The 21,131-nt window shown below is 31.4% G+C and carries 22 protein-coding genes; 13 read left to right on the top strand and 9 right to left on the bottom strand.

Translation table 11 applies throughout. The annotated features are described in order from the left end of the window. Positions 1–189 precede the first annotated feature (189 nt). The 8 genes from cyoE (at position 190) to HUE53_RS05715 (ending at position 5,352) form a co-directional block, all read left to right on the top strand. The gene (gene cyoE / locus HUE53_RS05750; RefSeq protein ID WP_014165032.1) at positions 190–1,095 is read left to right on the top strand and encodes a heme o synthase; all 906 of its coding nucleotides are present in this window, start codon (positions 190–192) and stop codon (positions 1,093–1,095) included. Further along, the gene (locus HUE53_RS05745) at positions 1,095–1,673 is read left to right on the top strand and encodes a cytochrome c oxidase subunit 3 (RefSeq protein WP_014165031.1); all 579 of its coding nucleotides are present in this window, start codon (positions 1,095–1,097) and stop codon (positions 1,671–1,673) included. The genes cyoE and HUE53_RS05745 overlap by 1 nt, the downstream gene beginning before the upstream one ends. Before the next feature lie 43 nt (positions 1,674–1,716). Next, positions 1,717–2,694 (top strand): cytochrome c oxidase subunit 3, encoded by a 978-nt coding sequence (locus tag HUE53_RS05740; protein ID WP_014165030.1) that lies wholly within the window; start codon positions 1,717–1,719, stop codon positions 2,692–2,694. 16 nt (positions 2,695–2,710) lie between these two features. Next, complete coding sequence (locus HUE53_RS05735; protein ID WP_014165029.1) at positions 2,711–3,061, top strand: cytochrome C oxidase subunit IV family protein; 351 nt, start codon at positions 2,711–2,713, stop codon at positions 3,059–3,061. A 76-nt stretch (positions 3,062–3,137) separates the two neighbouring features. Further along, positions 3,138–3,815, top strand: coding sequence for a hypothetical protein (locus HUE53_RS05730; RefSeq protein ID WP_014165028.1), 678 nt, complete (start codon positions 3,138–3,140; stop codon positions 3,813–3,815). Positions 3,816–3,835: 20 nt separating this feature from the next. Then, positions 3,836–4,519, top strand: coding sequence for an SCO family protein (locus HUE53_RS05725; RefSeq protein WP_014165027.1), 684 nt, complete (start codon positions 3,836–3,838; stop codon positions 4,517–4,519). A 55-nt stretch (positions 4,520–4,574) separates the two neighbouring features. After that, positions 4,575–5,114, top strand: a complete 540-nt coding sequence (locus HUE53_RS05720; protein ID WP_014165026.1) for a DUF420 domain-containing protein — start codon at positions 4,575–4,577, stop codon at positions 5,112–5,114. Positions 5,115–5,136: 22 nt separating this feature from the next. After that, positions 5,137–5,352 (top strand): hypothetical protein, encoded by a 216-nt coding sequence (locus HUE53_RS05715; RefSeq protein WP_162470278.1) that lies wholly within the window; start codon positions 5,137–5,139, stop codon positions 5,350–5,352. A 31-nt stretch (positions 5,353–5,383) separates the two neighbouring features. On the opposite strand, the gene HUE53_RS05710 is transcribed toward HUE53_RS05715, so the two are convergent. Next, a complete protein-coding gene (locus HUE53_RS05710) occupies positions 5,384–6,781 on the bottom strand; it encodes a DUF4403 family protein (RefSeq protein WP_014165024.1) in 1,398 nt (465 codons plus the stop codon). A 90-nt stretch (positions 6,782–6,871) separates the two neighbouring features. Between HUE53_RS05710 and HUE53_RS05705 the strand changes: the two genes are divergently transcribed. From HUE53_RS05705 to tsaB, 3 genes are all read left to right on the top strand, one after another. Then, positions 6,872–8,317 carry a TolC family protein gene (locus HUE53_RS05705; protein ID WP_077225663.1) on the top strand — a complete coding sequence of 482 codons (1,446 nt, stop codon included), beginning with the start codon at positions 6,872–6,874 and terminating at the stop codon, positions 8,315–8,317. Between the two features lie 68 nt (positions 8,318–8,385). Beyond that, positions 8,386–9,690 carry an efflux RND transporter periplasmic adaptor subunit gene (locus HUE53_RS05700; RefSeq protein WP_041253190.1) on the top strand — a complete coding sequence of 435 codons (1,305 nt, stop codon included), beginning with the start codon at positions 8,386–8,388 and terminating at the stop codon, positions 9,688–9,690. Between the two features lie 125 nt (positions 9,691–9,815). Beyond that, positions 9,816–10,478 carry a tRNA (adenosine(37)-N6)-threonylcarbamoyltransferase complex dimerization subunit type 1 TsaB gene (gene tsaB, locus HUE53_RS05695; protein ID WP_014165021.1) on the top strand — a complete coding sequence of 221 codons (663 nt, stop codon included), beginning with the start codon at positions 9,816–9,818 and terminating at the stop codon, positions 10,476–10,478. An 89-nt stretch (positions 10,479–10,567) separates the two neighbouring features. On the opposite strand, the gene HUE53_RS05690 is transcribed toward tsaB, so the two are convergent. Further along, entirely contained in the window at positions 10,568–11,320 is a 753-nt protein-coding gene (locus HUE53_RS05690; protein WP_014165020.1) for a mechanosensitive ion channel family protein, read from the bottom strand. A gap of 431 nt (positions 11,321–11,751) precedes the next feature. Next, a complete protein-coding gene (locus HUE53_RS05685) occupies positions 11,752–12,645 on the bottom strand; it encodes a NifU family protein (RefSeq protein ID WP_014165019.1) in 894 nt (297 codons plus the stop codon). 192 nt (positions 12,646–12,837) lie between these two features. Between HUE53_RS05685 and HUE53_RS05680 the strand changes: the two genes are divergently transcribed. Both HUE53_RS05680 and HUE53_RS05675 read left to right on the top strand, forming a co-directional pair. Then, positions 12,838–13,824 carry a PorP/SprF family type IX secretion system membrane protein gene (locus HUE53_RS05680; protein WP_041253189.1) on the top strand — a complete coding sequence of 329 codons (987 nt, stop codon included), beginning with the start codon at positions 12,838–12,840 and terminating at the stop codon, positions 13,822–13,824. 175 nt (positions 13,825–13,999) lie between these two features. Beyond that, positions 14,000–14,512: a gamma carbonic anhydrase family protein gene (locus tag HUE53_RS05675; RefSeq protein ID WP_065212968.1), complete on the top strand. Its 513-nt coding sequence runs from the start codon at positions 14,000–14,002 to the stop codon at positions 14,510–14,512. Between the two features lie 2 nt (positions 14,513–14,514). On the opposite strand, the gene murI is transcribed toward HUE53_RS05675, so the two are convergent. From murI to porG, 6 genes are all read right to left on the bottom strand, one after another. Then, the gene (gene murI, locus HUE53_RS05670) at positions 14,515–15,294 is read right to left on the bottom strand and encodes a glutamate racemase (protein ID WP_014165016.1); all 780 of its coding nucleotides are present in this window, start codon (positions 15,292–15,294) and stop codon (positions 14,515–14,517) included. A gap of 71 nt (positions 15,295–15,365) precedes the next feature. Next, complete coding sequence (locus HUE53_RS05665) at positions 15,366–15,863, bottom strand: OmpH family outer membrane protein (protein ID WP_014165015.1); 498 nt, start codon at positions 15,861–15,863, stop codon at positions 15,366–15,368. A gap of 27 nt (positions 15,864–15,890) precedes the next feature. After that, a complete protein-coding gene (locus HUE53_RS05660; protein WP_065212969.1) occupies positions 15,891–16,916 on the bottom strand; it encodes an OmpH family outer membrane protein in 1,026 nt (341 codons plus the stop codon). Between the two features lie 69 nt (positions 16,917–16,985). After that, positions 16,986–19,718: an outer membrane protein assembly factor BamA gene (bamA, locus tag HUE53_RS05655; RefSeq protein WP_014165013.1), complete on the bottom strand. Its 2,733-nt coding sequence runs from the start codon at positions 19,716–19,718 to the stop codon at positions 16,986–16,988. Further along, positions 19,651–20,391, bottom strand: coding sequence for an isoprenyl transferase (locus tag HUE53_RS05650; RefSeq protein WP_014165012.1), 741 nt, complete (start codon positions 20,389–20,391; stop codon positions 19,651–19,653). The genes bamA and HUE53_RS05650 overlap by 68 nt, the downstream gene beginning before the upstream one ends. Further along, on the bottom strand, positions 20,391–21,074 hold the full coding sequence (gene porG, locus HUE53_RS05645; RefSeq protein WP_014165011.1) for a type IX secretion system protein PorG: 684 nt from the start codon (positions 21,072–21,074) through the stop codon (positions 20,391–20,393). The genes HUE53_RS05650 and porG overlap by 1 nt, the downstream gene beginning before the upstream one ends. Positions 21,075–21,131: the final 57 nt, after the last annotated feature.

The raw sequence follows: 21,131 nt of genomic DNA, 5'->3' as shown, positions 1-21,131 counted from the left end.
TAGAAATAATTCTAGTTTATAACATTTTTCATAAAGATGAAATCCTATTTTTTTGATTTTAATAGAATTAGAGTTAATTGTATCTTTTCTCATTAATGAGAAAAGACTTTCTATATAATTAAAGTTAATTTAGATTTTTATACTTTTAAACTAAAATGTATCTTTGTCGCAATTTTTAAAATTTTTATTTTGAGTGCTACTCATAAAATATCTTTATCGTTAAAAACTTTTTTGTTTGATTTCAAAGAAATAACAAAAGCAGGTTTAGCTGTTAGTGTTGTTTTTTCTTCTCTGGCTGGTTTTATGTTAGGAGTTGATGAAATTAATCAGAATACAGTAATTACCCTTATTATGTTAACCATTGGTGGGTATTGTATGGTGGGTGCTTCAAATGCGTATAATCAGATTATTGAGAAAGATTTGGATGCTTTGATGGATCGTACTAAAAATAGACCTATTCCGTCGGGAAGAATGACAGTAAATAGAGCTTTTTTTATAGCAACTGTTTTAGCTGTTTTAGGGGTTGTTGTATTGTATAATATCAATGAGAAATCGGCCATGTTCGGGGCTATTTCTATTTTTTTGTATACGAGTGTATATACACCTATGAAGACTAAAACGCCTTTATCTGTTTTTGTAGGTGCTTTTCCTGGAGCAATTCCTTTTATGTTAGGGTGGGTTGCTGCTACTAATGAGTTTGGAATTGAGGCGGGTACATTGTTTTTGATTCAGTTTTTTTGGCAGTTCCCTCATTTTTGGTCTATAGGCTGGTTTTTGTTTGATGATTATAAAAAGGGAGGTTTTTTTATGTTACCAACGGGTAATCGAGATAAATCAACGGCTATGCAAACTATTTTGTATACAATTTGGTTGGTGGTGGCTTCTGTTTTGCCAAGTTTTGGTTATACAGGACAGTTGTATTTATCTAGTTTGTCAGCCGTATTGGTTTTAGGTATGGGGATTTGGATGTTATTGTATGCGGTTAAGTTGTATCAACAACAAACACCAAAAGCAGCCAAGAGTTTAATGTTAGTGAGTGTAACTTACATATCGCTATTACAAATAGTGTATGTTTTAGATAAATTTTTAAGATAATGGAAATTACTATACAAGAAGAAAGGCAAAAACAAGTTCGTTCATACAAGTTAATCTTGTTATTCGGGATGTTAAGTATGTTTATGATGTTTGCGGGGCTTACTAGTGCTTATTTAGTTAGTGCTTCTCGTAAAGACTGGGTGCATGATATGGTTTTGCCTCCTGCGTTTGTAATTAGCACAATTGTAATTGTTTTGAGTAGTATAACAATTCATTTGGCTAAGTTGGCGATACGTAAAGATAATCGTTCTAAGACTTCACTGTACTTAGGGTTAACTTTTGTTTTGGGTTTGATCTTTGTTTTTTTGCAATTTACAGGATTTAGTCAAATTATTGCAATGGGTTATTACTTTACAGGAAGCGAAAGTACAGTGACAACTTCATTCTTATATATGTTGACTTTGTTGCATTTAGTTCACCTTTTTGCAGGGATGATTTCTTTGTTAATTATAATTTATAATCATTATAAACAAAAGTATAATTCTACTCAAACCTCTGGAATAGAGCTAGGTGCGATGTTTTGGCACTTTTTAGATTTTCTTTGGGTATATTTGTTTCTATTTTTGTATTTCGTATAAAAAATAAAAAATGTAAATTTGACAACTTTTTAAAATGAATTCTATGGCAACGACAGTTACTACAAGTACTGAAGGTAAAGTTTGGGGCGGCGGAAACGAGCCTATGAAAGCAAGCTATGGTAAAATGATGATGTGGTTCTTCATCGTTTCGGATGCTTTAACTTTCTCTGGATTCCTTGCTTCTTACGGTTTTTCAAGATTTAAATTTATTGAAACTTGGCCTTTGGCCGATGAAGTGTTTACTCACTTCCCATTCATGCATGGAGTACCTGCTCCCATGTATTATGTAGCATTGATGACTTTTATCTTAATTTTTTCATCTGTAACTATGGTGTTAGCTGTTGATGCAGGGCACCAAATGAAAAAAGATAAAGTAGCAATCTATATGTTCCTTACTATTATCGGAGGTTTAATCTTCGTTGGTTCTCAAGCTTGGGAATGGAAGAATTTTATCAAAGGCGAGTATGGTGCTGTAGAAACCAAAGGAGGGTCAATTTTACAATTTGTTGATAAGAATGGTAAACGTGTAGCTTTGCATGAGTTTGCGTTACAGTTGCCAGAAGAAAGAACACAACATACAAGTAATCAAGGGTTGTGGTTTGTCGATGAGTCAGCATTGCCTTCTGTATCAGTTGCAGAAGTGGTAGAGGGGTTTAAGGCAAATCCTGATTTATTAATCCGTTCTGAAAAGGTTAATCCAGAAACAAAACAAAAAATCGTTTTAACTCGTGAGGAATCTTTAAAAAGATTGGAAGGAGCTAAATCAGTAGTTGAAGGAGCTAATTTAAAGCAAAATGAGTATGGAAATAAACTATTTGCTGATTTCTTTTTCTTCATTACAGGATTTCACGGTTTTCACGTACTTTCAGGTGTTGTTATTAATATTATCATCTTCTTTAATGTTCTTTTAGGTACTTATGAAAGAAGAGGGACTTATGAAATGGTTGAAAAAGTAGGTTTATACTGGCACTTTGTAGATTTAGTTTGGGTGTTTGTATTTACATTCTTCTACTTAGTATAATAAAAAAAGTAAGATTATGGGACACGCACACGAATCGAACGCGGGAAAAATTTGGAAAGTTTTTGGAATACTTTCTGTTATAACAATCATAGAAGTTGTTTTGGGTATTTATAAGCCTGATTCACTTTATTTTACAAATGTTTTAGGTACGAATTTACTTAATTGGATCTTCATTATCTTAACTGTAGCTAAAGCATACGGGATTATGTGGTCGTTTATGCACCTTGAAGGAGAAGTTTCTTCTTTACGATGGTCTATAGTAGCGCCATTAGTATTCTTAATAATATATTTAGTTTTTATCTTATTAGTTGAGGCTGATTATGTATTTGAGGTGTTCAAAAATTCAACTATAAAGTGGAATTTTTAACAACATATTAATTCATAAAGAATCCCGATTTAGATCGGGATTTTTTTATTTTTGTATCCTCACAAAATTCTTTATTATGAAGAAAAAAATAATACTTATAATCTTGTTGGTTTTGCCAATTGTTATTTATTTGATTTTTGCCTCGGCTACTCATAACCAACTGTTTTTACCTACTATCTCAAAGCGTAATCTTGATTTGCCTAAACAATGGAAATCTTTAGATAAAGAACCTGTAACATTAAGAGATAAAATAACAGTTATGGGATTTTTAGGAAGCGATATTAAGAGCATTCAAGGCAATGTATTTAATTTTAACCAAAAAATTTATGATAAATACGTTGGATTTAAAGACTTTCAAGTTGTTTTTTTGGTGGTTGATGGGAACCAAAATCAAATAAAAGAATTGCTTGAAAAATTAAAAGGATTTACCGAAAATATGTCCGGTTATCATATCGTTTTTGCTTCTAAGCCTGAAATTCAAACTTATTATGATTCTTTCAAACTAAAAGGAAAACTTTCAGATGATTGTGCTACTTCCGAAGTGTTTATTTTAGATAAAGATATTAATCATAGAGGACGTATAGGTAAGAATAAAGAAGGGGTAGAAGAATATAAAGAAAGTTATAACACTACTTCAGCTGCTGATTTGCATAACGAAATGACAGATGATATAAAAATACTTTTGAGAGAATATCGTTTGGCTTTAAAACGAAATAAGAATAAAGAAAATTTTCGTTTACATGATAAAAAATAATATTATAACATCAGTTAACTATGAAAAACAAATCATACATAGGAGTTAGTTTTGTTGTTTTAGTTTTTGGGATTATTTTTATTCCAAAAATTATTAAGCGAATTAAAGAAGGAGAAATTGTAAAAAGTGATCGCTTGAGTACGATAGTTGATCAAGGAGTTGGTAAAAGTGATTTGTTTACCGTAGGTTCTGCACCTAAGTTTTCTTTGGTTAATCAAGAAGGAAAAACAATTTCAAACGAAACCTATAAAAAGAAAGTTTTTGTTGTAGAATTTTTCTTTACTACTTGTCCTACTATTTGTCCTATTATGAATCGTAATATGAAATTGATACAGGATAGTTTTGCTTCCAATGCTAATTTTGGCATTGCATCTATTACCATTAATCCTGATACAGATACCCAAAAAGTTTTGAAAGATCATGCGGAAAGTATGAACTTAAAAGGAATGAATTGGCATTTTTTAACAGGGAATCAAGAAAAGATATACAATTTAGCTCAAAAAGGATTTAATTTATATGTAGGGCAAAATAAGAAAGTAAGTGGAGGTTTTGAACATTCAGGTATGTTTGCTTTAATAGATAAGGAAGGAAATATACGCTGTCGTAAAGATAACTATGGCAATCCGATAGTATACTATGATGGATTAAAACCCGAAGGAATCAAACAAATCAAGCAAGATATATCAAAATTATTAGCAGAATAAATATTGAATAGTTTTTAATAGCAGTAATAGTTTTTAATTTCAATAGAAAAATAGTATGGGAAATAATCTAGAAAAAAAGTATAGTGTAGGGATTGCCATTTTGTCGGTTGCTATTCCTCTAGTAGTCGCCTTGTTGTTTAAAGTTAAATTGAAAGATTTTGGGTTTCATGTAGAACCTTTAACCTTTTTGCCTCCTATTTATGCAACAATAAACGGTTTAACAGCTATTCTTTTGGTTTGGGCTGTAGTATCTATTAAAAAAGGGAATATAAGTTTACATGAGCGATTAATAAAATTAGCAATAGCTTGTTCTGTAGCTTTTTTAGGAATGTATGTAGCCTATCACATGACTGCGGAGTCAACACCCTATGGAGGAGTTGGAATCATGAGATCAATCTACTTTTTTATTTTAATTACGCATATTGCGCTTTCAATAGCGATTATTCCAATTGTTTTGATAACATACGTAAGGGCATTAACTGGAAGTTTTGATCGTCATAAACTAATTGCTAAGTGGGCATTTCCTTTATGGCTTTATGTCGCAGTAACAGGTGTTATCGTATATTTAATGATTTCTCCATATTATGTTAGTTAGAACAAAAAGTAGAAATATAAGAATGAAAAATATTTTATTCTTTATAGCTCATGTTTTATTTCCTATAACCTTTAAAGCACAATGCGCAATGTGTCGTGCATCCTTAGAAAGTACAGGAGATGTGGCACAAGGAGAAGCAATAAATGACGGTATTGTTTACCTAATGGCAATTCCTTATATTTTGGTTGGTTTGGCAGGTTATTATGTTTATAAAATGTATAAAAAAAAGGAGAGTTAGTTGAAAACTAACTCTCCTTTTAAAAAACTATTTACTGTAAACCATTTACTTCCACCTTCAAATTACCTGTAATGGTTAAAAATCCTAAAATAGATTCGTTAGTAAGTTGTACTTTGTCAAAATCAATGTGTGTTAGTTTTCCGTTGATGTAGACACCTTGTATAGGAGAATAGTTATTCATATATTGAATGATATTTTTTTTGCCTTCTTCTAAATTGGTAGCAATAGAATATCTACAATTGGTTTTTAGTTTCTGAAGAATAGCACTTTGAAAGAGCCAATTAGCTGTTTTTATCAATTTATTTTTAGTTTCTAAAGCGTAATCTAAATCGTCAAAATAAAATTCTTTTTTTTCCGTGTCATATTTAGGAAAGCCAGATAAATAGATACGACCATTTAGACTGCCTAAAAGATCAAGAGCAATAATCATTTTCCCTTGTTTATGCCAAATGGCAACATTTTGAATGCTAATTTTTCGATTTCCAGAACTAAATTCTTTTCCTCTAAAATTAGTGTTTATTAATCTAGAAGCATCATGATAGGTAGATTGCACAACCAGAGATGCTGTTATTTTATTAGGTAATTCTTGTGTGGTTTTAAATACGAGTTTGTTTTTTTCAAATGTATTTTGAGGTTTTTGTCCAACCAAAGATTCTATTTGACATTTTAGCCCCACATTCAGGTTGATTTTGTTTTCTTTTAGTAGAGCTTGAGTGGAGTGAATTTCTTGTGGATTGATACGCAACCATGTTTCATAGTTTTTGTTCATTTCTAGAGGTTCACTTGCTTTTTGCATTAGTTCTGTAATTTGTTTTTTAAAATTTAATGATTTGCTAATAGCATCATCTAAACTTTTTTCTATTTTGTTCTTAAAATACTTTAATGTAGGATTAATTAAGTAGGTTATTTTTACATCTTTGCCTGCTATACTTACTGTTGGGCTTTCATTCCACTCAATATTTTGTAGTTGTGTTTCGGTAATTACTTGCCAATTTTCTAGATTAACGTTGCTGAGTAAACGTACCGTTGCATTTAGATTAAATTCGCGCGTATCATAAAGATCAATTCCTAATAAAGAAGTTCCGTATTTTACTTTTGCCCAAATTTTTAGAGGAACAATAGTTTGTAATTTTTGATCCTTTTCATTCATGGTAAGTGGTGTATTCTTCCAGATTTTAACCATGATTTTATCATCTTCTAAATTATTATCTTCATAAATTAAACCAGTTAAGGCTTTGTTGGTTTGATTTTCTATATCTTTTACTGTTAGTTGTATGGGAAAATTTATGTAGGATAAATGAGTAGGATAACTTACAGGTAAAGCTTTGTCTGGTTCGGGTTGCATCAATTCTATTTTTTGGGTTGAGGAACAGCTATTTAATACGATACTGGTAGTTATAATAAAAAAGGAATAGTATAGTTTTTTCATGTGATAATGATTTTGTCACAAAAGTAAAATTATTTTTAAACTGATTGTAACAAAGACCTTGTTTGATAGTCTAATCTTTTATACTAAAAAATGGAAGAAACTAAAACAATGAAAAAGACATCCCACATACTTATCTTTTTAATATTCATAGGGTTTGGAACTAAGGGACAAGAGAAGAAGTGGACTTTAAAGGAATGTGTTAACCACGCATTGGTAAACAATATAGTTATACAACAATCTTCTCTAGATGCAGAGATAGCAGTAGTAAATAAAAAAATGGCATTTGCTAGGTTTTTACCTTCTATTAGTGGAACTGTATCCCATTCTTGGAATATTGGCTTGAATCAGAATATAACTACAGGTTTGTTAGAAAATCAAACCACACAATTTACCTCCGCGGGGATAACATTTGGTATAGATATTTACAAAGGATTACAAAATCAAAATCAATTAAGAAAGGCAAATCTCTCAAAAATAGCATCAGAATATCAGTTGACTAAGATAAAAGAAGATATTTCGCTAAATGTTATAAATGCCTATTTGCAAGTTTTATTTAATAAAGAAAGTTTAAAAGTACAACAAGAACAGTTGATATTTAGCACAGAACAAAAAAAGAAAACAACGGAGTTAGTAAACGCTGGTGTAGTTCCTAAAGGCGATCTATTAGATATAAATGCTACAATTGCAACAAATACTCAAAGGGTCGTTAGTGCAGAAAATGCGGTATTAATTTCAAAATTAAGTTTGGCTCAGTTACTACAATTGAAAGAATACGATACTTTTGATATTGCCGATACTGAAGTTGAAGCCAAATTAAGTGCAGTCTTGGCAGAAACGCCCAATGTTATTGTTAATAAAGCAAAACAGACTCGTGTAGAACTAAAATTGGCACAAACAAATTTAGAAATTGCTCAAAAAGATATTGATATAGCAAAAGGAGCCTATCAACCCAACCTACAAGGGTATTATAATTTAAATACGCGGGTTTCTTATGCAAAAATGATTAAAGGATTTGAAATAGATTCACAAAATCCAATTAAAAAAATAGGTTTTGTACAATCAACAGGTGATTTAGTTTCCTCTGTTAATACAGTTCCTGTATTGGGAGAAGCTAGCCCCTTTTTTCAACAAATAAATGACAACAAAGGACACAGTTTTGGATTGCAATTAAGTATTCCAATTTTTAACGGTTTTGCTGTAAAAAATAATGTAAATCGCTCTAAAATTATTTTTCAAAAATCTAAATTAGCCCTAGAACAACAAATGTTGGATCTTGAGCGTACAGTTTATACCGCTTATACAGATACGAGAGGAGCCCAAAAAGCGTATGAAGCAGCGTTGGTTGTTTTACAAGCAAGGCAAAAAGCAGTTGATTATGCAAAAGAACGATATGAGGTAGGATTGATGAACGTTTTTGATTACAACCAATCGCAAACCCAATTAAGCAATGCAGAATCCGAGGTATTGCGTACAAAATATGATTATATTTTTAGAACCAAGATTTTAGAATTTTATTTTGGAATCCCAATTTTTTAAATTCTATAAATTAAGAATTAAATATACTTATATAAAGATTTTTTTCTTTGATGTTAAATACTAAACCAATGAAAACAAAAACTAAATACATACTCATTACTTGCGTTATATTTCTAATAATAGGATTAATAGGCTTGAAAAAAAAAGGAATATTAGGGAATACTACCTCTGTTGTTGAAGTAGACTGGCAAGAAGTTAGGCAACGAACTATTATAGAAACCGTTTCAGCTACAGGTAAAATTCAGCCCGAAACGGAAGTGAAAATTTCATCTGAAATTTCAGGCGAAATTATAGAACTACCTGTTCAAGAAGGACAAATGGTTCGAAAAGGTGATTTGTTGGCTAAGGTTAATCCGCAATTGTATTTACAAGGAGTAAATCGTACACAAGCAGGACTTTCTAATACCAAAGCTAATTTATCACAGGTAGAGGCACAATACAAAGAAGCTAAAGCAAGTTATGAACGGAATAAAAAATTATATGATAAAGGAATTATCTCAGGTGCTGAGTGGGATAAATCTTTGGCCGTTTTTGAAAGTGCAAAAGCAGCAAGACAAGCTGCTTATTTTAATGTAGAAAGTGCTACAGCCACTGTTAATGAATCGCGTGAAAGTTTACGAAAATCAACCATTTATGCCCCTATGTCTGGTACTGTATCTAAACTAGCTGTTGAGCTAGGTGAACGCGTATTAGGAACACAACAAATGACAGGGACAGAATTAATGCGTGTGGCTAATCTCGATAATATGGAGGTAGAAGTAGATGTTAATGAAAACGATATAGTAAAAATTGAAATAGGAGATCAGGCGAATGTTCAAGTGGATGCCTACCTTAAAAAAATGTTTAAAGGAATTGTAACAAGTATTTCTAACTCCGCTAACTTAACCACTTCAGCAGATCAAGTAACTAATTTTAAGGTGAAAGTTAGAATACTAAAAGAATCGTATGCAGAATTAACAAAAGGGAAACCTACAAATTATGCTCCTTTTCGACCAGGTATGACAGCTACAGTGGATATTATTACGACTCAAAAAGAAAAAGTCGTGGCAGTTCCCATCAGTGCTGTAGTTATGCGTACAGATACAACATCTTCAAGAAAAGTATATTTAGAAAATGATGAAGGAGAGTTTGATTCAAAAGAAAATGAACCAATTAAAGAAGGAAAACGATATGAGTGTGTGTTTGTTAAAAAAGAGGATAAAGTGCGTTTGAAAGTAATAACTACAGGAGTTCAAGATGATAACTATATAGAAGTCCTTTCTGGATTAAAAAAAGGAGAAACAATCATTACAGGGCCTTATACGACAGTGACAAAAGAATTAAATCCAGGGGATAAAGTAAAAAAACGTTCTAAAGATAAAGAACCTAAATAAATTGGATAAAGAAGAATAAAAAAATCATAAAAAAGTTTGTTGTTTGACAGGGTTGAGTCATTTTTTTAAATGAATCAATCCTGTTTTTTATGATTATTGTACTTTTGTGGTATATATAATTATCTATGACTTATATTTTACATTTAGAAACGGCTACTCGTAATTGTTCCGTAGCCTTAGCTAAAGAGGGAGGCCTGGTTGCAGTTCGTGAAATAGCAGAATTGGGATATACCCACGCGGAAAAATTGCATATCTTTATAAAAGAGGTTTTAAATGAAGCTCAGATAGAACCCAAGGATTTGGGGGCAATAGCCGTTAGCCAAGGACCTGGTTCGTATACAGGTTTAAGAATTGGAGTGTCTGCTGCTAAAGGCTTGTGCTATGCTTTAAGTATTCCGCTAATTGCGGTGGATACTTTAGAGGTTTTAGCTAGACAAATAAAAGTATCCGAAGGATTTATTATTCCTATGATAGATGCTAGGCGTATGGAATGTTATACAGCTATTTTTTCTGTAGATTATACACTACAACGAAAAGTTGAATCTCAAATTATTGAGGCGAATACATTTTTTGAGTTTCAGGAAAAGATACATTTGTTAGGAGACGGTGCTTCTAAGTGTAAAGAGGTACTCAATACAACCCAATTTGTTTACCATGATCAGGCCATTTTCCCCTCTTCTAAAGAGATGATAGAAATTGCTCATCAAAAGTTCTTAAAAAAGGATTTTGTAGATGTAGCCTATTTTGAACCTTTTTATCTAAAAGAATTTATGTTAAATACAAAATAATAAGAATCCATAAAGTTTAGACCTTTGTGTGTTTATTTTAGAAAGTCTAAACTTGTATGAATTTTACGGTTGCTATAAGTTATTCAAAATTATTGATTATAAAGTGAATTTAGTAAATCTGATTTTACAGCTACAGCATCGCTATTTTGTGTCCAAACACGAATTAAAAGACTAAATGTTTCGGGTTCTATCGTAGCAATGAAAATCTCTGGTTTTGGATCTTTTAAAATTAAGGGATGATTTTGAACCAATGTGTCTAATTTAGATTTTGTATTTTTAATGTTTTTATCTATTGAAAAGTTAAAAGTAAAATCATTTCTTAATGTGTTTTTTTGCGAATGATTTTTTATTTTACCATTCGAAAGCATACCATTTGGGATATAAACTACTTGATTATTTCCCGTTGTTAATTTAGTAGAAAAAATATGAATATCTTCTACTTTGCCAATTTCTCCTTGAACTTCTATTTTGTCTCCAACTTTAAAAGGTTTGAACAAGATAATTAAAATACCACCGGAAAAATTAGCAAGAGATCCTTGCAGTGATAAGCCTATAGCTAATCCGGCAGCTCCTAAAATAGCAACAAAAGAAGAAGTTTCTACACCTAGTTTTGAGATAACAGCTATAAAAACGAGACCTCTTATAGTCCAATAAATTAAATCTTCTAAGAATTCAACTAATGTGATTTCTATATTACGGTTAATCAGTATTTTTTTTGTCGTTTTTGTAATAAACTTAGAAAGCCATATCCCAACAATAAAAATTAAGGCAGCCGTTAATATGTTAATTGCGTAGGTAATAGCGTGTTCTTTTACAGTTTCTAAAGTGTTTATATTAATCATTGTAAGCGTATTTGATAACAAATTTATTTTTTTACATAAAAGATAAGAAAGAAAAACTAAAAAATATTTGCGAAAATACTAAAAATCATTAGCATCTATTTGGGTTAAAAATAAAACAAAACACCTCGAAAGAAGTGTTTTGTTTTAAAGATGTTTTGTTCTAAAGTAGAATGAGTAGAAGTGGTCTAAAAAAAGTTAATTCAATATTTGCTTTGTTGCTTCAATGATAAAAGTAGGTAATGTGATTTTTATACTTAATAAAAATGCGCCATTGCAATCTTTTTCGACACACTCATTCATGTTTTGTTTTGAGTATAAGCAAGATGATTTTTGTATTGTTCCTTTAAAATACTTGTTGCAAATTAGAAACGGATAATGAAAAATCTAATTAACGTAGTTTTTATAGGCAATCTCATAGAACTAAAAAAGAGTTATCCGTTAAGAGCTTCAACGGTTATTTCTTGATCATGAAGCATTTCTTTTAGCATATTTTCAATACCGTTTTTTAGAGTAAAAGTAGAAGAAGGACAACCACTACAAGCTCCCTGAAGAACTACTTTTACTTTTTTATCTTCTTCGGTATAGGAGTCAAATAGTATATTTCCTCCATCAGAAGCTACAGCGGGTTTTATATATTCTTCAATAATGTTAATGATTTTTTGAGAAGTACTATCTAAGTTGTCAAAATTTGAGATTTGTTGTTTTTCTTGTTGTTGTAAAACAGTAATCTTCGTCTCGTCTACGGCTATATTTCCTTTTTCTATAAATTCTTTAATGAAAGTTCGTAATTCATTGGTTACTTCTTGCCATTCACTTACCGTATATTTGGTAATAGAAACATAGTTTTCATCAATAAATACTTCCTTTACATAAGGGAAACTAAATAAAGCCTTTGCCAGTGGTGAAGCAGTTGTTTCGTCTATGTTTTTGCACTCCACGATTTGTTTTGTAAGCATTCTACTTGCTACAAATTTCATTACGGAAGGATTAGGTGTGCTTTCAGCGTAAACAGTTACTGCAATTTTTTTAATTTCTTTTTCTATGATAACAGAACCACCCGCATTAACATAATTTTCAAGTTGTTCTGCTACATCATGTTTTACATCATTCCATTCGACTATACTGAATTTTTCTATGGCAATAAAGTTTCCTGAGATATAAACAGTTTTTACAAAAGGTAAATAAAATAATTGTTTGGCTAAGGGGGAATCAGCGCATTCGTCTACATTTTTAAATTCAAAACTTTGATTGGGACAGATAAAATAAGAGAATTCAAATTTTAAGATAGAAGGGTTTGAAGTTTCTTTTATGGTAATTAGTTTCATGTGTATAAAGTGTGATTTGTTTTCCAATAAAGGAAGATTTTTTTATACGCAAATTTACTAAAGAAGTTTAGGATAATAGAAGGGATTGTTGAAACTTATAAGAATTTTAACGAAAATGTATCGAATTGTAGTGCGGGATTATTTTCAGTAGGTTAAAATAGTTTAACTTTGGAGATTCATATTGAAAATAAGATGAAGTACCTATTACTTGTATTGGCATTCATGAGCCTGTCTTTGTATGGTCAGGTAGAGATCCCTGTGTATTCCGATTATTTAACGGATAATTATTATTTATTACACCCTTCAATGGCTGGAGCTGCCAATTGTGCGAAAATTAGAGTTACTGGGAGACAGCAATGGTTTGGTAATGATAAAGCACCTGCTTTGCAGACTTTGAGTGTTAATGGAAGTGTGGACCAAGAGGGTAAATCAGGTGTAGGTGTTATTTTTTTTAATGATCGTAATGGGAATCATTCTAATAGGGGATTTAAGGCTACTTATGCGCATCATATTTTATTTTCTAGAAATGATATAGATTTAAATCGTTTGTCTTTTGGGGTAAATGTAGGGGTAAATCAGTTACAATTAGACGAAACAAAATTTGGAACTACCTTCGATCCTATTATTGGAGGAGGAGTACAAAGTGCAAGTTATTATAATATTGATTTTGGTGCCTCTTATAATTTTCTTGATTTCTATGTCCATGCTACCGTAAAAAATACAGTTTTTAAAAGTAGAAATATCTATACTGATGTCGAATCAAGTAATTTAAGAAAATATATCGTTAATTCAGGTTATATTTTTGGTAATCGTGATAGAATATTATACGAACCTTCTATCATGTTTTTATTTGCTGAATTAACAAAAGAAAAAAGTTTAGACGTAAATATAAAAGCTTACAAAAATATGGACTTTGGAAAGCTTTGGGCAGGTTTGTCTTATAGAAATAGTTTTGATGGTGCACAATATATAAAAAATGAAGTCATAGAAAAACAACGGTTACAATATATTACACCTATTGTAGGAGTTAATTATAAGAAATTTATATTAGCTTATACGTATAGCTATATTATAGGCAATATAAAGTTTGATGCAGGTGGTTTTCATCAGTTAACGTTAGGTTATAATTTTGGTTGTAAGCGTGAAAAATACGATTGTAATTGTCCTTCAGTAAATTAATATGTGGGGTCTAAAAAAGTAGTAGCTTAACGTTTAGTTTGTCACTTCGGCAACAGGAGGAGTCACATCATTAGTACGATGTAATTTGTTCGTCCGTTCACTTCGTTCGAGTCTCCCTTGGGTCGAAAGGATAAGGTTGCGACCTCTAAGGACACCCTCTTTTATCTTTATAAATATGTTAGTAAAATCAGTTAATGGTAAAAGTCCTTTGATTCCTGAAGATTGTTATGTTGCAGAAAATGCTACTATTGTAGGTGATGTAACTTTTGGAACGGAATGTAGTGTATGGTTTAATGCGGTAATTAGAGGAGATGTACATTCAATTCGAATAGGGAATAAGGTAAATATTCAGGATGGTGCAGTAATACACTGTACTTATTTAAAACATTCCACAGAAATCGGAAACAATGTTTCAATAGGGCATAAAGCCATTGTACATGGCTGTACTGTAAAAGATAATGTGTTAATCGGTATGGGTGCTATTGTAATGGATGGTTGTGTTATAGAAAGTAATTCAATTGTAGCAGCAGGGTCTGTAGTAACACAAAATACAGTTGTAGAATCAGGAACCATTTATGCTGGAATTCCAGCTAAAAAAGTAAAAGATATTAATCAGAGTGATTTTGCTGGTGAGATTGAACGTATTTCTAATAATTATGTAATGTATTCGAGTTGGTTTAAGGAATAATATCAAAAGTCTAATTCTAAAACATTTTTATTAAACCCTAGAATTGACTTTAGAACGGCAGCATCACTGTTTGAGTAAAAGACAGTGGTGCCTTTTGTGTTTTGAGTATTAACTATCTGATGTTGTTCTAAGATAGATTTGGTTTGTTTAGCAACAGCCAATCCCGAATCAATAATTTTTATTGAATCTGGAATTATTTTTTTTATTTCAGGAATTAAATAGGGGTAGTGACTACATCCTAATACCAAGTAGTCTATTCCTGCTTCAATCATTGGGTTTAAATAAGAAATTAGTAATTTTCTCATTTCTCCAGATTGGATTTTGCCATCCTCTATGAGTTCAACTAAACCATGTCCGATTTGTTCCATGATCCTTACATTTCTATAGTTTTCCAACTGACGATTAAAAAGCTCACTAGTTAAGGTGCCTTTTGTTGCTAGAATACCAATAGTTTTTGTTTCACTAAGAGTAGCAGCAGGTTTTATGGCCGGTTCAATGCCTATAAAAGGGATATGGTATTTAGCTCTCATTTCTTTTATAGCATTAGTGGTGGCTGTATTGCAAGCGACAACAATCAGTTTGCAGTTTTTTTGCAGTAAAAAATCAACATTTTTAAAACATAGATCAATGATTTCTTCTTTTGTTTTTTTACCATAGGGGGCATTCTTGCTATCCGCTAGATAAATTGTATTCTCGTTAGGTAATAAAGAATGTACTTCTTTCCATATTGAAGTGCCACCGATTCCAGAATCAAAAAGGCCTATAGGTTTTGTATTACTCATAAAACAAAAATAAAAAAAAACTGCCTTGAGGAAAATAACAAGACAGTTTTTAAGGATTTATTTTGATAAAATTAGAATTTTAATTCTTTTTTTACATCTTCAAATAAGTTTGGTCCATCGGCTAAAATTAAAGCAGAAGAATCCATTACGTATTGAAAACCTTTAGCGCGAGCTACTTTAATTACAGCAGTTTTAGCTTTTTCCATAATAGGTTTTACAACTTCAGTTTCTTTGTCAGAAATTTGTTTTTGTGCATTATCACGATATTGTTGGATTCTTTGTCCCATATCTTGCATTTCTTTAGCTCTTTTTTCATTTTCAGCATCACCAGCCGTTTGAGCTTCACTTTCGTATTTTTTCATTTTAGTTTGGTATTCAGTTACCATTTTTGAATACTCGGCATCTAAAGTTTTGCTTAACGTTTCTAGCTGCGCTTTAGCAGTAGTCATTTCCGGCATTTTTGAAAGTAATTGCTGAACATCAATATGAGCTGTTTTTGATTGCGCATTCATTCCGCTGATTCCTAAAAACATTACAGTCGCAATTAATAAAGATTTCAATTGTTTCATCATCTAAGTGTTTAGTATAGTTAAAAATTAATTAGTACTCTTTTTGTCTTCTTGAGCTTTGCGTTGAGCTTCTTTTTCTTCAAGGATTTTTTTCTTTTTTTCTTCTAAAGCTTTTTTTCTTTCTTCAAGGTTTTTTTTGTTTTTTTCTATTAATTCTTGTCTTGCTGCTTCACGTACAATCCGTATGGAATCTTGATTTATTTTTTTGTCTTCTCTTTTGTTAAAGTTAACTGATTGAGGGTTTGTTGTACTTTTTTGGGAAAGACTATTACTTGGGCTAGAATCAATAGTTGTGCCATTTTTTTTAGCTTCTTGTTCTTCTAATTGTTTTTTTCTTTTTTCTTCGTAATCTTTTCGTTTTTTTTCTGTTTCCAGACGTTTCGTTTCTAATATTTGTTCACGACGTGATTTTTTTTCATCAAGTATTTTTTTACGTTCCGCTAAATTTACGTTTTCAGCAACTTCATCTTCTTTTGCTTCTTTTGCTTCTAAAGCTTTTTGTTGTTTTTTACTTAGTTCTTCTCTTTTTTCGGCTCTAGTAATGACTCTAACTATTAGATCACTAATGTCAAATCTTTTGGCAGAAAACAGCATTGTCATTTGTGCTGAAGACTTGTCAAAAATATAGTCGTATTGTTTTTTTTCTGCTAGATCTTGAACAGCATTGAAAACTTGGTCTTGTACAGGTTTTAAGATGGCTTCTTTTTGTAATGCTAAGTCACCTCTTGATCCAAATCGTTTTTGTTGATAGTCTAATAATTGGTTTTCTTGGAACTTTATTTCTTCTTCTCGTTCTTTAATTAACTCTCTTGTTAATAAAGCACTTTCGCTTTTTAATGTTTCTTTAAGTTTGTTAATCGTGTTTTTTTTAGTCTCAATATCTTGTTTCCATTTCTGTGCTTTTTCTTCTAATTGGGAAGAAGCTTCTTTATAATCAGGAGTGTTTTCTAGGATGTATTCCATATCTATATAACCAATTTTAAGACCCGTTTTGGACTGTCCTATTGTATTGGTTATGGTAAATAGACTTAAGATTAATAAGAATCTTTTCATATTTTTTAAATTTTGACAAGCTGTGAGCTTATATATTTGACGTTATATCAAATATAACGTCAAATATAATTAAAATTGTTGTCCTATGATAAAATGTGTTTGCCAACCTGATTTTGGACCACCTGGATTAATAGAGTCAAATCCATGAGCAAAATCAATTCCTAAAAGACCAAAAGCAGGCATGAAAACTCGTAGACCAACACCCGCAGAACGTTTTATGGCAAATGGGTTGTATGATTTGAAACCTTCAAAAGCAGCTCCTCCTTCTACAAAAGCCATCATGTATATAGATGCTGTTTGTTTTAAAGTTATAGGGTAACGTAATTCTAGTGAAAATTTATTAAAAGCAGTACCTCCTATTTGTTGACCTGCTCTTTCTCCTTGTGTGATAGTAGGCGTCAAGGAATTATTAGGATAGCCTCTTAATTGAATGGTTTCTCTACCATCCATAGCAAAATTAGCCAAACCATCTCCACCTAGATAAAAACGTTCAAAAGGAACTAAACCGCGCTTGTTGTCATAGGCTCCCATGAAGCCAAATTCGCCTAATGTGCGTAATGTTAGCTTTTCGTATATTTTAGAAAACCATTCTGCCTTAACTTTTATTTTATAGTATTCAAGCCAGTTGAACTTCTTTTGATCTATTTTAGCAGGGTCAGGCGATGCCTCTTCTATAGAGTTAGCTTTAGATAATACACCGTTATTGTTTATGAGTGGATCGCCTACATTGTACGTTTCAGTTGAGTTTGTTGCATACAATTTATTTTCTGCTAAATTTCCAAGATTTTGATAATCTACCCCGTTAAAATAGGAATAAGGAGGTGTCAGTTTAGCAATGATGCTAAATTCAGAACCATAAGTAGGAAATATAGGGTTAACACCTTTGTTATTACGTGTTAGTCCGATAGTGTACGAAAGGTTTCTGGATGTACCATTACCAAATGTAAATAATCCAATATTGTAATTGTTTAGGTCGTAATGTTGGTAACTAACAGATTGAGAAAGTACAAAATAATCATCAGGGAACTGTAATCTTTTGGCTATTCCTAAAGATACTGTGAAGATGTTAAAGTTTTTTGATCTGTCTACACTATTGTTTGTAAAATTGTTTGAAAACTGTTTGCTGTACGATAATGAACCAGAAAATTGAATAGGTTTTTTACCACCAAACCAAGGTTCTGCAAATGAAAAACTATAAGTTTGAAAATAAGAACTAGCCTGTAAACGTAAAGATAACTTTTGTCCATCTCCCATAGGAAGTGGTTTGTAGGCATTTTTCTTAAAAATGTTACTTAAAGCAAAATTGTTAAACGATAGGCCCAGTGTACCAATAAAGCCACCTCCACCATAACCTCCTTGTAGTTCAATCTGGCTGGCTCCTTTTTCAGCAACGTGATACTTAATGTCTACAGTACCACCCGCTGGATCTACATTTTCAAAATCAGGTTTTATAGCTTCTGCGTCAAAAAATCCTAATTGTCCAATTTCACGAATGGTTCGTACTAAATTTTCTTTGCTATAAACTTCTCCTGGTTTTGTTCGTAACTCACGATAAATTACTTTATCGTTGGTTTTGTCATTGCCTACGACTGATATTTTATTAAAATGAGCCAAAGGACCTTCAACAATTCTAATGTCAAGATCAATTTGATTATTATCTGTTCTAACTTCTACAGGATTGATATTAGAGAACAGATAGCCATTGTTTTGATATAAATTGGTTATATCCTCTCCATCAGGTTGTGTTTTGTCCGCAATTCTTTTGTCTAGTAAAATGCTATTGTATACATCGCCTTTTTTAATTCCTAGGTATTTAGATAGGAGTTGGTCATTATAGATAGTATTCCCAGTAAAGTTGATATCGCCAAAATAATATTTTTTACCTTCTTCTAGGTTAATTTTAATTTTAACTTTATTTGTTTTTGAATCATAGACAACAGTATCCGATTTTATTCTTGCATCACGATAACCGTTTTCTTTGTATTTATCTATTAATAAACTTAAATCATCTTTGTATTTGTCTTTTTTGAATTTCATTGATTTGAATTTTAAGAAATTCATTAAGCTTAAATGACGAGTGTCTTTCATTGAACGAAGTAGAACGCCTTTTTTAAGTTCATTGTTGCCAATTAGTTCAATGTCCTTTATTCGTACTTTTTTTCCCCTATCTATATTTATTACCATATTTACATGGTTTACGGTAGCAGTATCTTCAATAGTGGTTATATTTACTTTTGTGTTGAAATACCCTTCTTTTTTGTATTTGTTTTCAATGTAATATTTGGTTGTTGTTAAAAGGTTTTCATTTACAATTTTTTCAGCAGTAAGCTCATTGTCTTTGATTAAAGACTCGCGTGCACTTTTTTTAACACCAACGACTTTAATTTCATTGAGTTTAGGCAATTCATTTAGATTTAATTCTAAAGATATGCTATCGCCTTCTATTTTATCTACATAGAAGTTGACATTGTTATACAGTCCTAGCTTCCATAGTTTTTTTATGGAATTACTAATTTCTTCTCCTGGAACTGTTATGGTTTGTCCTTTTGATAGACCTGCAAACGTAACAATTGTTTGTTCGTTGTAGGTAACTTTACCAGTTACATTTACTTTTTTAAGTACATAGGATTTGCCATTTTCGATGGTTAATCTTTCTTGTGCTTGTGCGTTTATTGCAATACTTGTAAATGCAATTAGCAGCATGAATTTTATGCTGCTTTTAACTTGTGTAAAATTATTTAACTTGCTCACTTGTTTTTCCAAATCTACGTTCTCTTTTTTGATAGCTAATGAGGGCTTCATATAAATCTTTTTCACTAAAATCAGGCCATAAAACATCAGTAAAGTAAAATTCAGCATAGGCTATTTGCCAAAGTAAAAAATTACTGATTCTATGTTCGCCACTTGTTCGTATGACTAAATCTACTTCTGGTAAATCATGTGTGTAAAGATGATTATTAAAAATTGATTCGTCAATACTCTCAATTGAAATTATATTATTTTTAACTTTATCGGATATTTTTTTAACAGCATTTAAGATTTCCTCACGTGAACCATAGCTTAATGCTAAAGTTAGTGTCATCTGATCGTTGTTTTTAGTCTTTTCTATTACCTCTAATAATTCTTTTTGTACGTTATTAGGGAGCAAATCTAAATTGCCTATACTGTTTAGTTTAATCTTGTGTTTAATAAAAGTATCTAATTCTTTTTTTAAGGAAGAAATGAGTATTTTCATTAAGGTTTCTACTTCTATTTTTGGTCGATTCCAATTTTCAGTAGAAAAAGTATATAGAGTTAGGTTTTTAATACCTAATTTAACACAAGTTTCTACTGTAACACGTACAGACTTTGTGCCGTTTTCGTGACCAAAAACGCGAAGCATTCCTTTTTGTTTTGCCCAACGGCCATTTCCGTCCATGATAATGGCAAGGTGTTGGGGTAAATTGTCTTTGTTTATTTTGTCTATTAAATTCATTAATTTTTACAATAACAAGGATTTTGTCCGAAAGTATAGGTTAACGTTATGCCAGTAAAAGTATACCAATCATTACTGTTTGTATTTCCAAAAGAAAGATTTTTCAGAGCACTGTCTTTTGGTGAACTACCGTCTAAATCATCAATGAAAGTATAGTGAAAACTGGTTTCTAAACCTAAGATTACCTTGTCGGTTAACTTCATTTTTATACCTGCTGTCATAGGGATTGCAAATGCCCAAGAACTTTGTTTTGAGGTACTATTGCTATTTTTGAAATATAGATTTCTATAATTGAAATAAGTTAAGCCAGAATGAATATAAGGGGTGATAATAAAGTTGTTCTCATGTAGGTTAAAATCAAAAAAATTAAATTCTAAGCCAGCAGATAATTCTGAAAGTTTGTTTTGAAAAGAATAGCCGCGCTCATTTCTTGCTATATTGTTTGAATGAGTGTCATTGCCACTAATTGTACTGGTCATGGCAGAAAAACGCCAAGCATGTCTTTTGCTTTTATTCCATCTGTAGATAAAACCAAAAGCCGCTTCTTTAGGTGATACAAATTGAGTGCTTCCAATATCACCCATATAGTTACTACCCCCTCCAAAAACACCGATTTCGTGTAATTGAGCGTAGTTTTGGCTGATCGCCAAAATAAACAGGAGAATGTGTGCTAACTTTTTCATTTTTATAATAGGTTGCAAATATAGTAATTATGAACACTCTACAAAGTGAATTGTTGA

This window comes from Flavobacterium columnare (assembly GCF_014844295.1).
Taxonomy (GTDB): domain Bacteria; phylum Bacteroidota; class Bacteroidia; order Flavobacteriales; family Flavobacteriaceae; genus Flavobacterium; species Flavobacterium columnare.
Note: the sequence above shows the minus strand (reverse complement) of the source record. Positions and strands in the feature narration are given on the sequence as shown.

What these genes read in the sequence shown, in the direction of transcription:
- HUE53_RS05725 (WP_014165027.1), top strand. Translation starts at nt 3,836, where the DNA reads ATGAAAAACAAATCATACATAGGAGTTAGTTTTGTTGTTTTAGTTTTT.
- bamA (WP_014165013.1), bottom strand. Translation starts at nt 19,718, where the DNA reads ATGAAGCCCTCATTAGCTATCAAAAAAGAGAACGTAGATTTGGAAAAA.
- HUE53_RS05660 (WP_065212969.1), bottom strand. Translation starts at nt 16,916, where the DNA reads ATGAAAAGATTCTTATTAATCTTAAGTCTATTTACCATAACCAATACA.
- HUE53_RS05685 (WP_014165019.1), bottom strand. Translation starts at nt 12,645, where the DNA reads ATGAAACTAATTACCATAAAAGAAACTTCAAACCCTTCTATCTTAAAA.
- HUE53_RS05710 (WP_014165024.1), bottom strand. Translation starts at nt 6,781, where the DNA reads ATGAAAAAACTATACTATTCCTTTTTTATTATAACTACCAGTATCGTA.
- HUE53_RS05700 (WP_041253190.1), top strand. Translation starts at nt 8,386, where the DNA reads ATGAAAACAAAAACTAAATACATACTCATTACTTGCGTTATATTTCTA.
- HUE53_RS05715 (WP_162470278.1), top strand. Translation starts at nt 5,137, where the DNA reads ATGAAAAATATTTTATTCTTTATAGCTCATGTTTTATTTCCTATAACC.
- HUE53_RS05680 (WP_041253189.1), top strand. Translation starts at nt 12,838, where the DNA reads ATGAAGTACCTATTACTTGTATTGGCATTCATGAGCCTGTCTTTGTAT.
- HUE53_RS05675 (WP_065212968.1), top strand. Translation starts at nt 14,000, where the DNA reads ATGTTAGTAAAATCAGTTAATGGTAAAAGTCCTTTGATTCCTGAAGAT.
- HUE53_RS05745 (WP_014165031.1), top strand. Translation starts at nt 1,095, where the DNA reads ATGGAAATTACTATACAAGAAGAAAGGCAAAAACAAGTTCGTTCATAC.
- murI (WP_014165016.1), bottom strand. Translation starts at nt 15,294, where the DNA reads ATGAGTAATACAAAACCTATAGGCCTTTTTGATTCTGGAATCGGTGGC.
- HUE53_RS05730 (WP_014165028.1), top strand. Translation starts at nt 3,138, where the DNA reads ATGAAGAAAAAAATAATACTTATAATCTTGTTGGTTTTGCCAATTGTT.
- porG (WP_014165011.1), bottom strand. Translation starts at nt 21,074, where the DNA reads ATGAAAAAGTTAGCACACATTCTCCTGTTTATTTTGGCGATCAGCCAA.
- HUE53_RS05740 (WP_014165030.1), top strand. Translation starts at nt 1,717, where the DNA reads ATGGCAACGACAGTTACTACAAGTACTGAAGGTAAAGTTTGGGGCGGC.
- tsaB (WP_014165021.1), top strand. Translation starts at nt 9,816, where the DNA reads ATGACTTATATTTTACATTTAGAAACGGCTACTCGTAATTGTTCCGTA.
- HUE53_RS05705 (WP_077225663.1), top strand. Translation starts at nt 6,872, where the DNA reads ATGGAAGAAACTAAAACAATGAAAAAGACATCCCACATACTTATCTTT.
- HUE53_RS05665 (WP_014165015.1), bottom strand. Translation starts at nt 15,863, where the DNA reads ATGAAACAATTGAAATCTTTATTAATTGCGACTGTAATGTTTTTAGGA.
- HUE53_RS05650 (WP_014165012.1), bottom strand. Translation starts at nt 20,391, where the DNA reads ATGAATTTAATAGACAAAATAAACAAAGACAATTTACCCCAACACCTT.
- HUE53_RS05735 (WP_014165029.1), top strand. Translation starts at nt 2,711, where the DNA reads ATGGGACACGCACACGAATCGAACGCGGGAAAAATTTGGAAAGTTTTT.
- HUE53_RS05690 (WP_014165020.1), bottom strand. Translation starts at nt 11,320, where the DNA reads ATGATTAATATAAACACTTTAGAAACTGTAAAAGAACACGCTATTACC.
- HUE53_RS05720 (WP_014165026.1), top strand. Translation starts at nt 4,575, where the DNA reads ATGGGAAATAATCTAGAAAAAAAGTATAGTGTAGGGATTGCCATTTTG.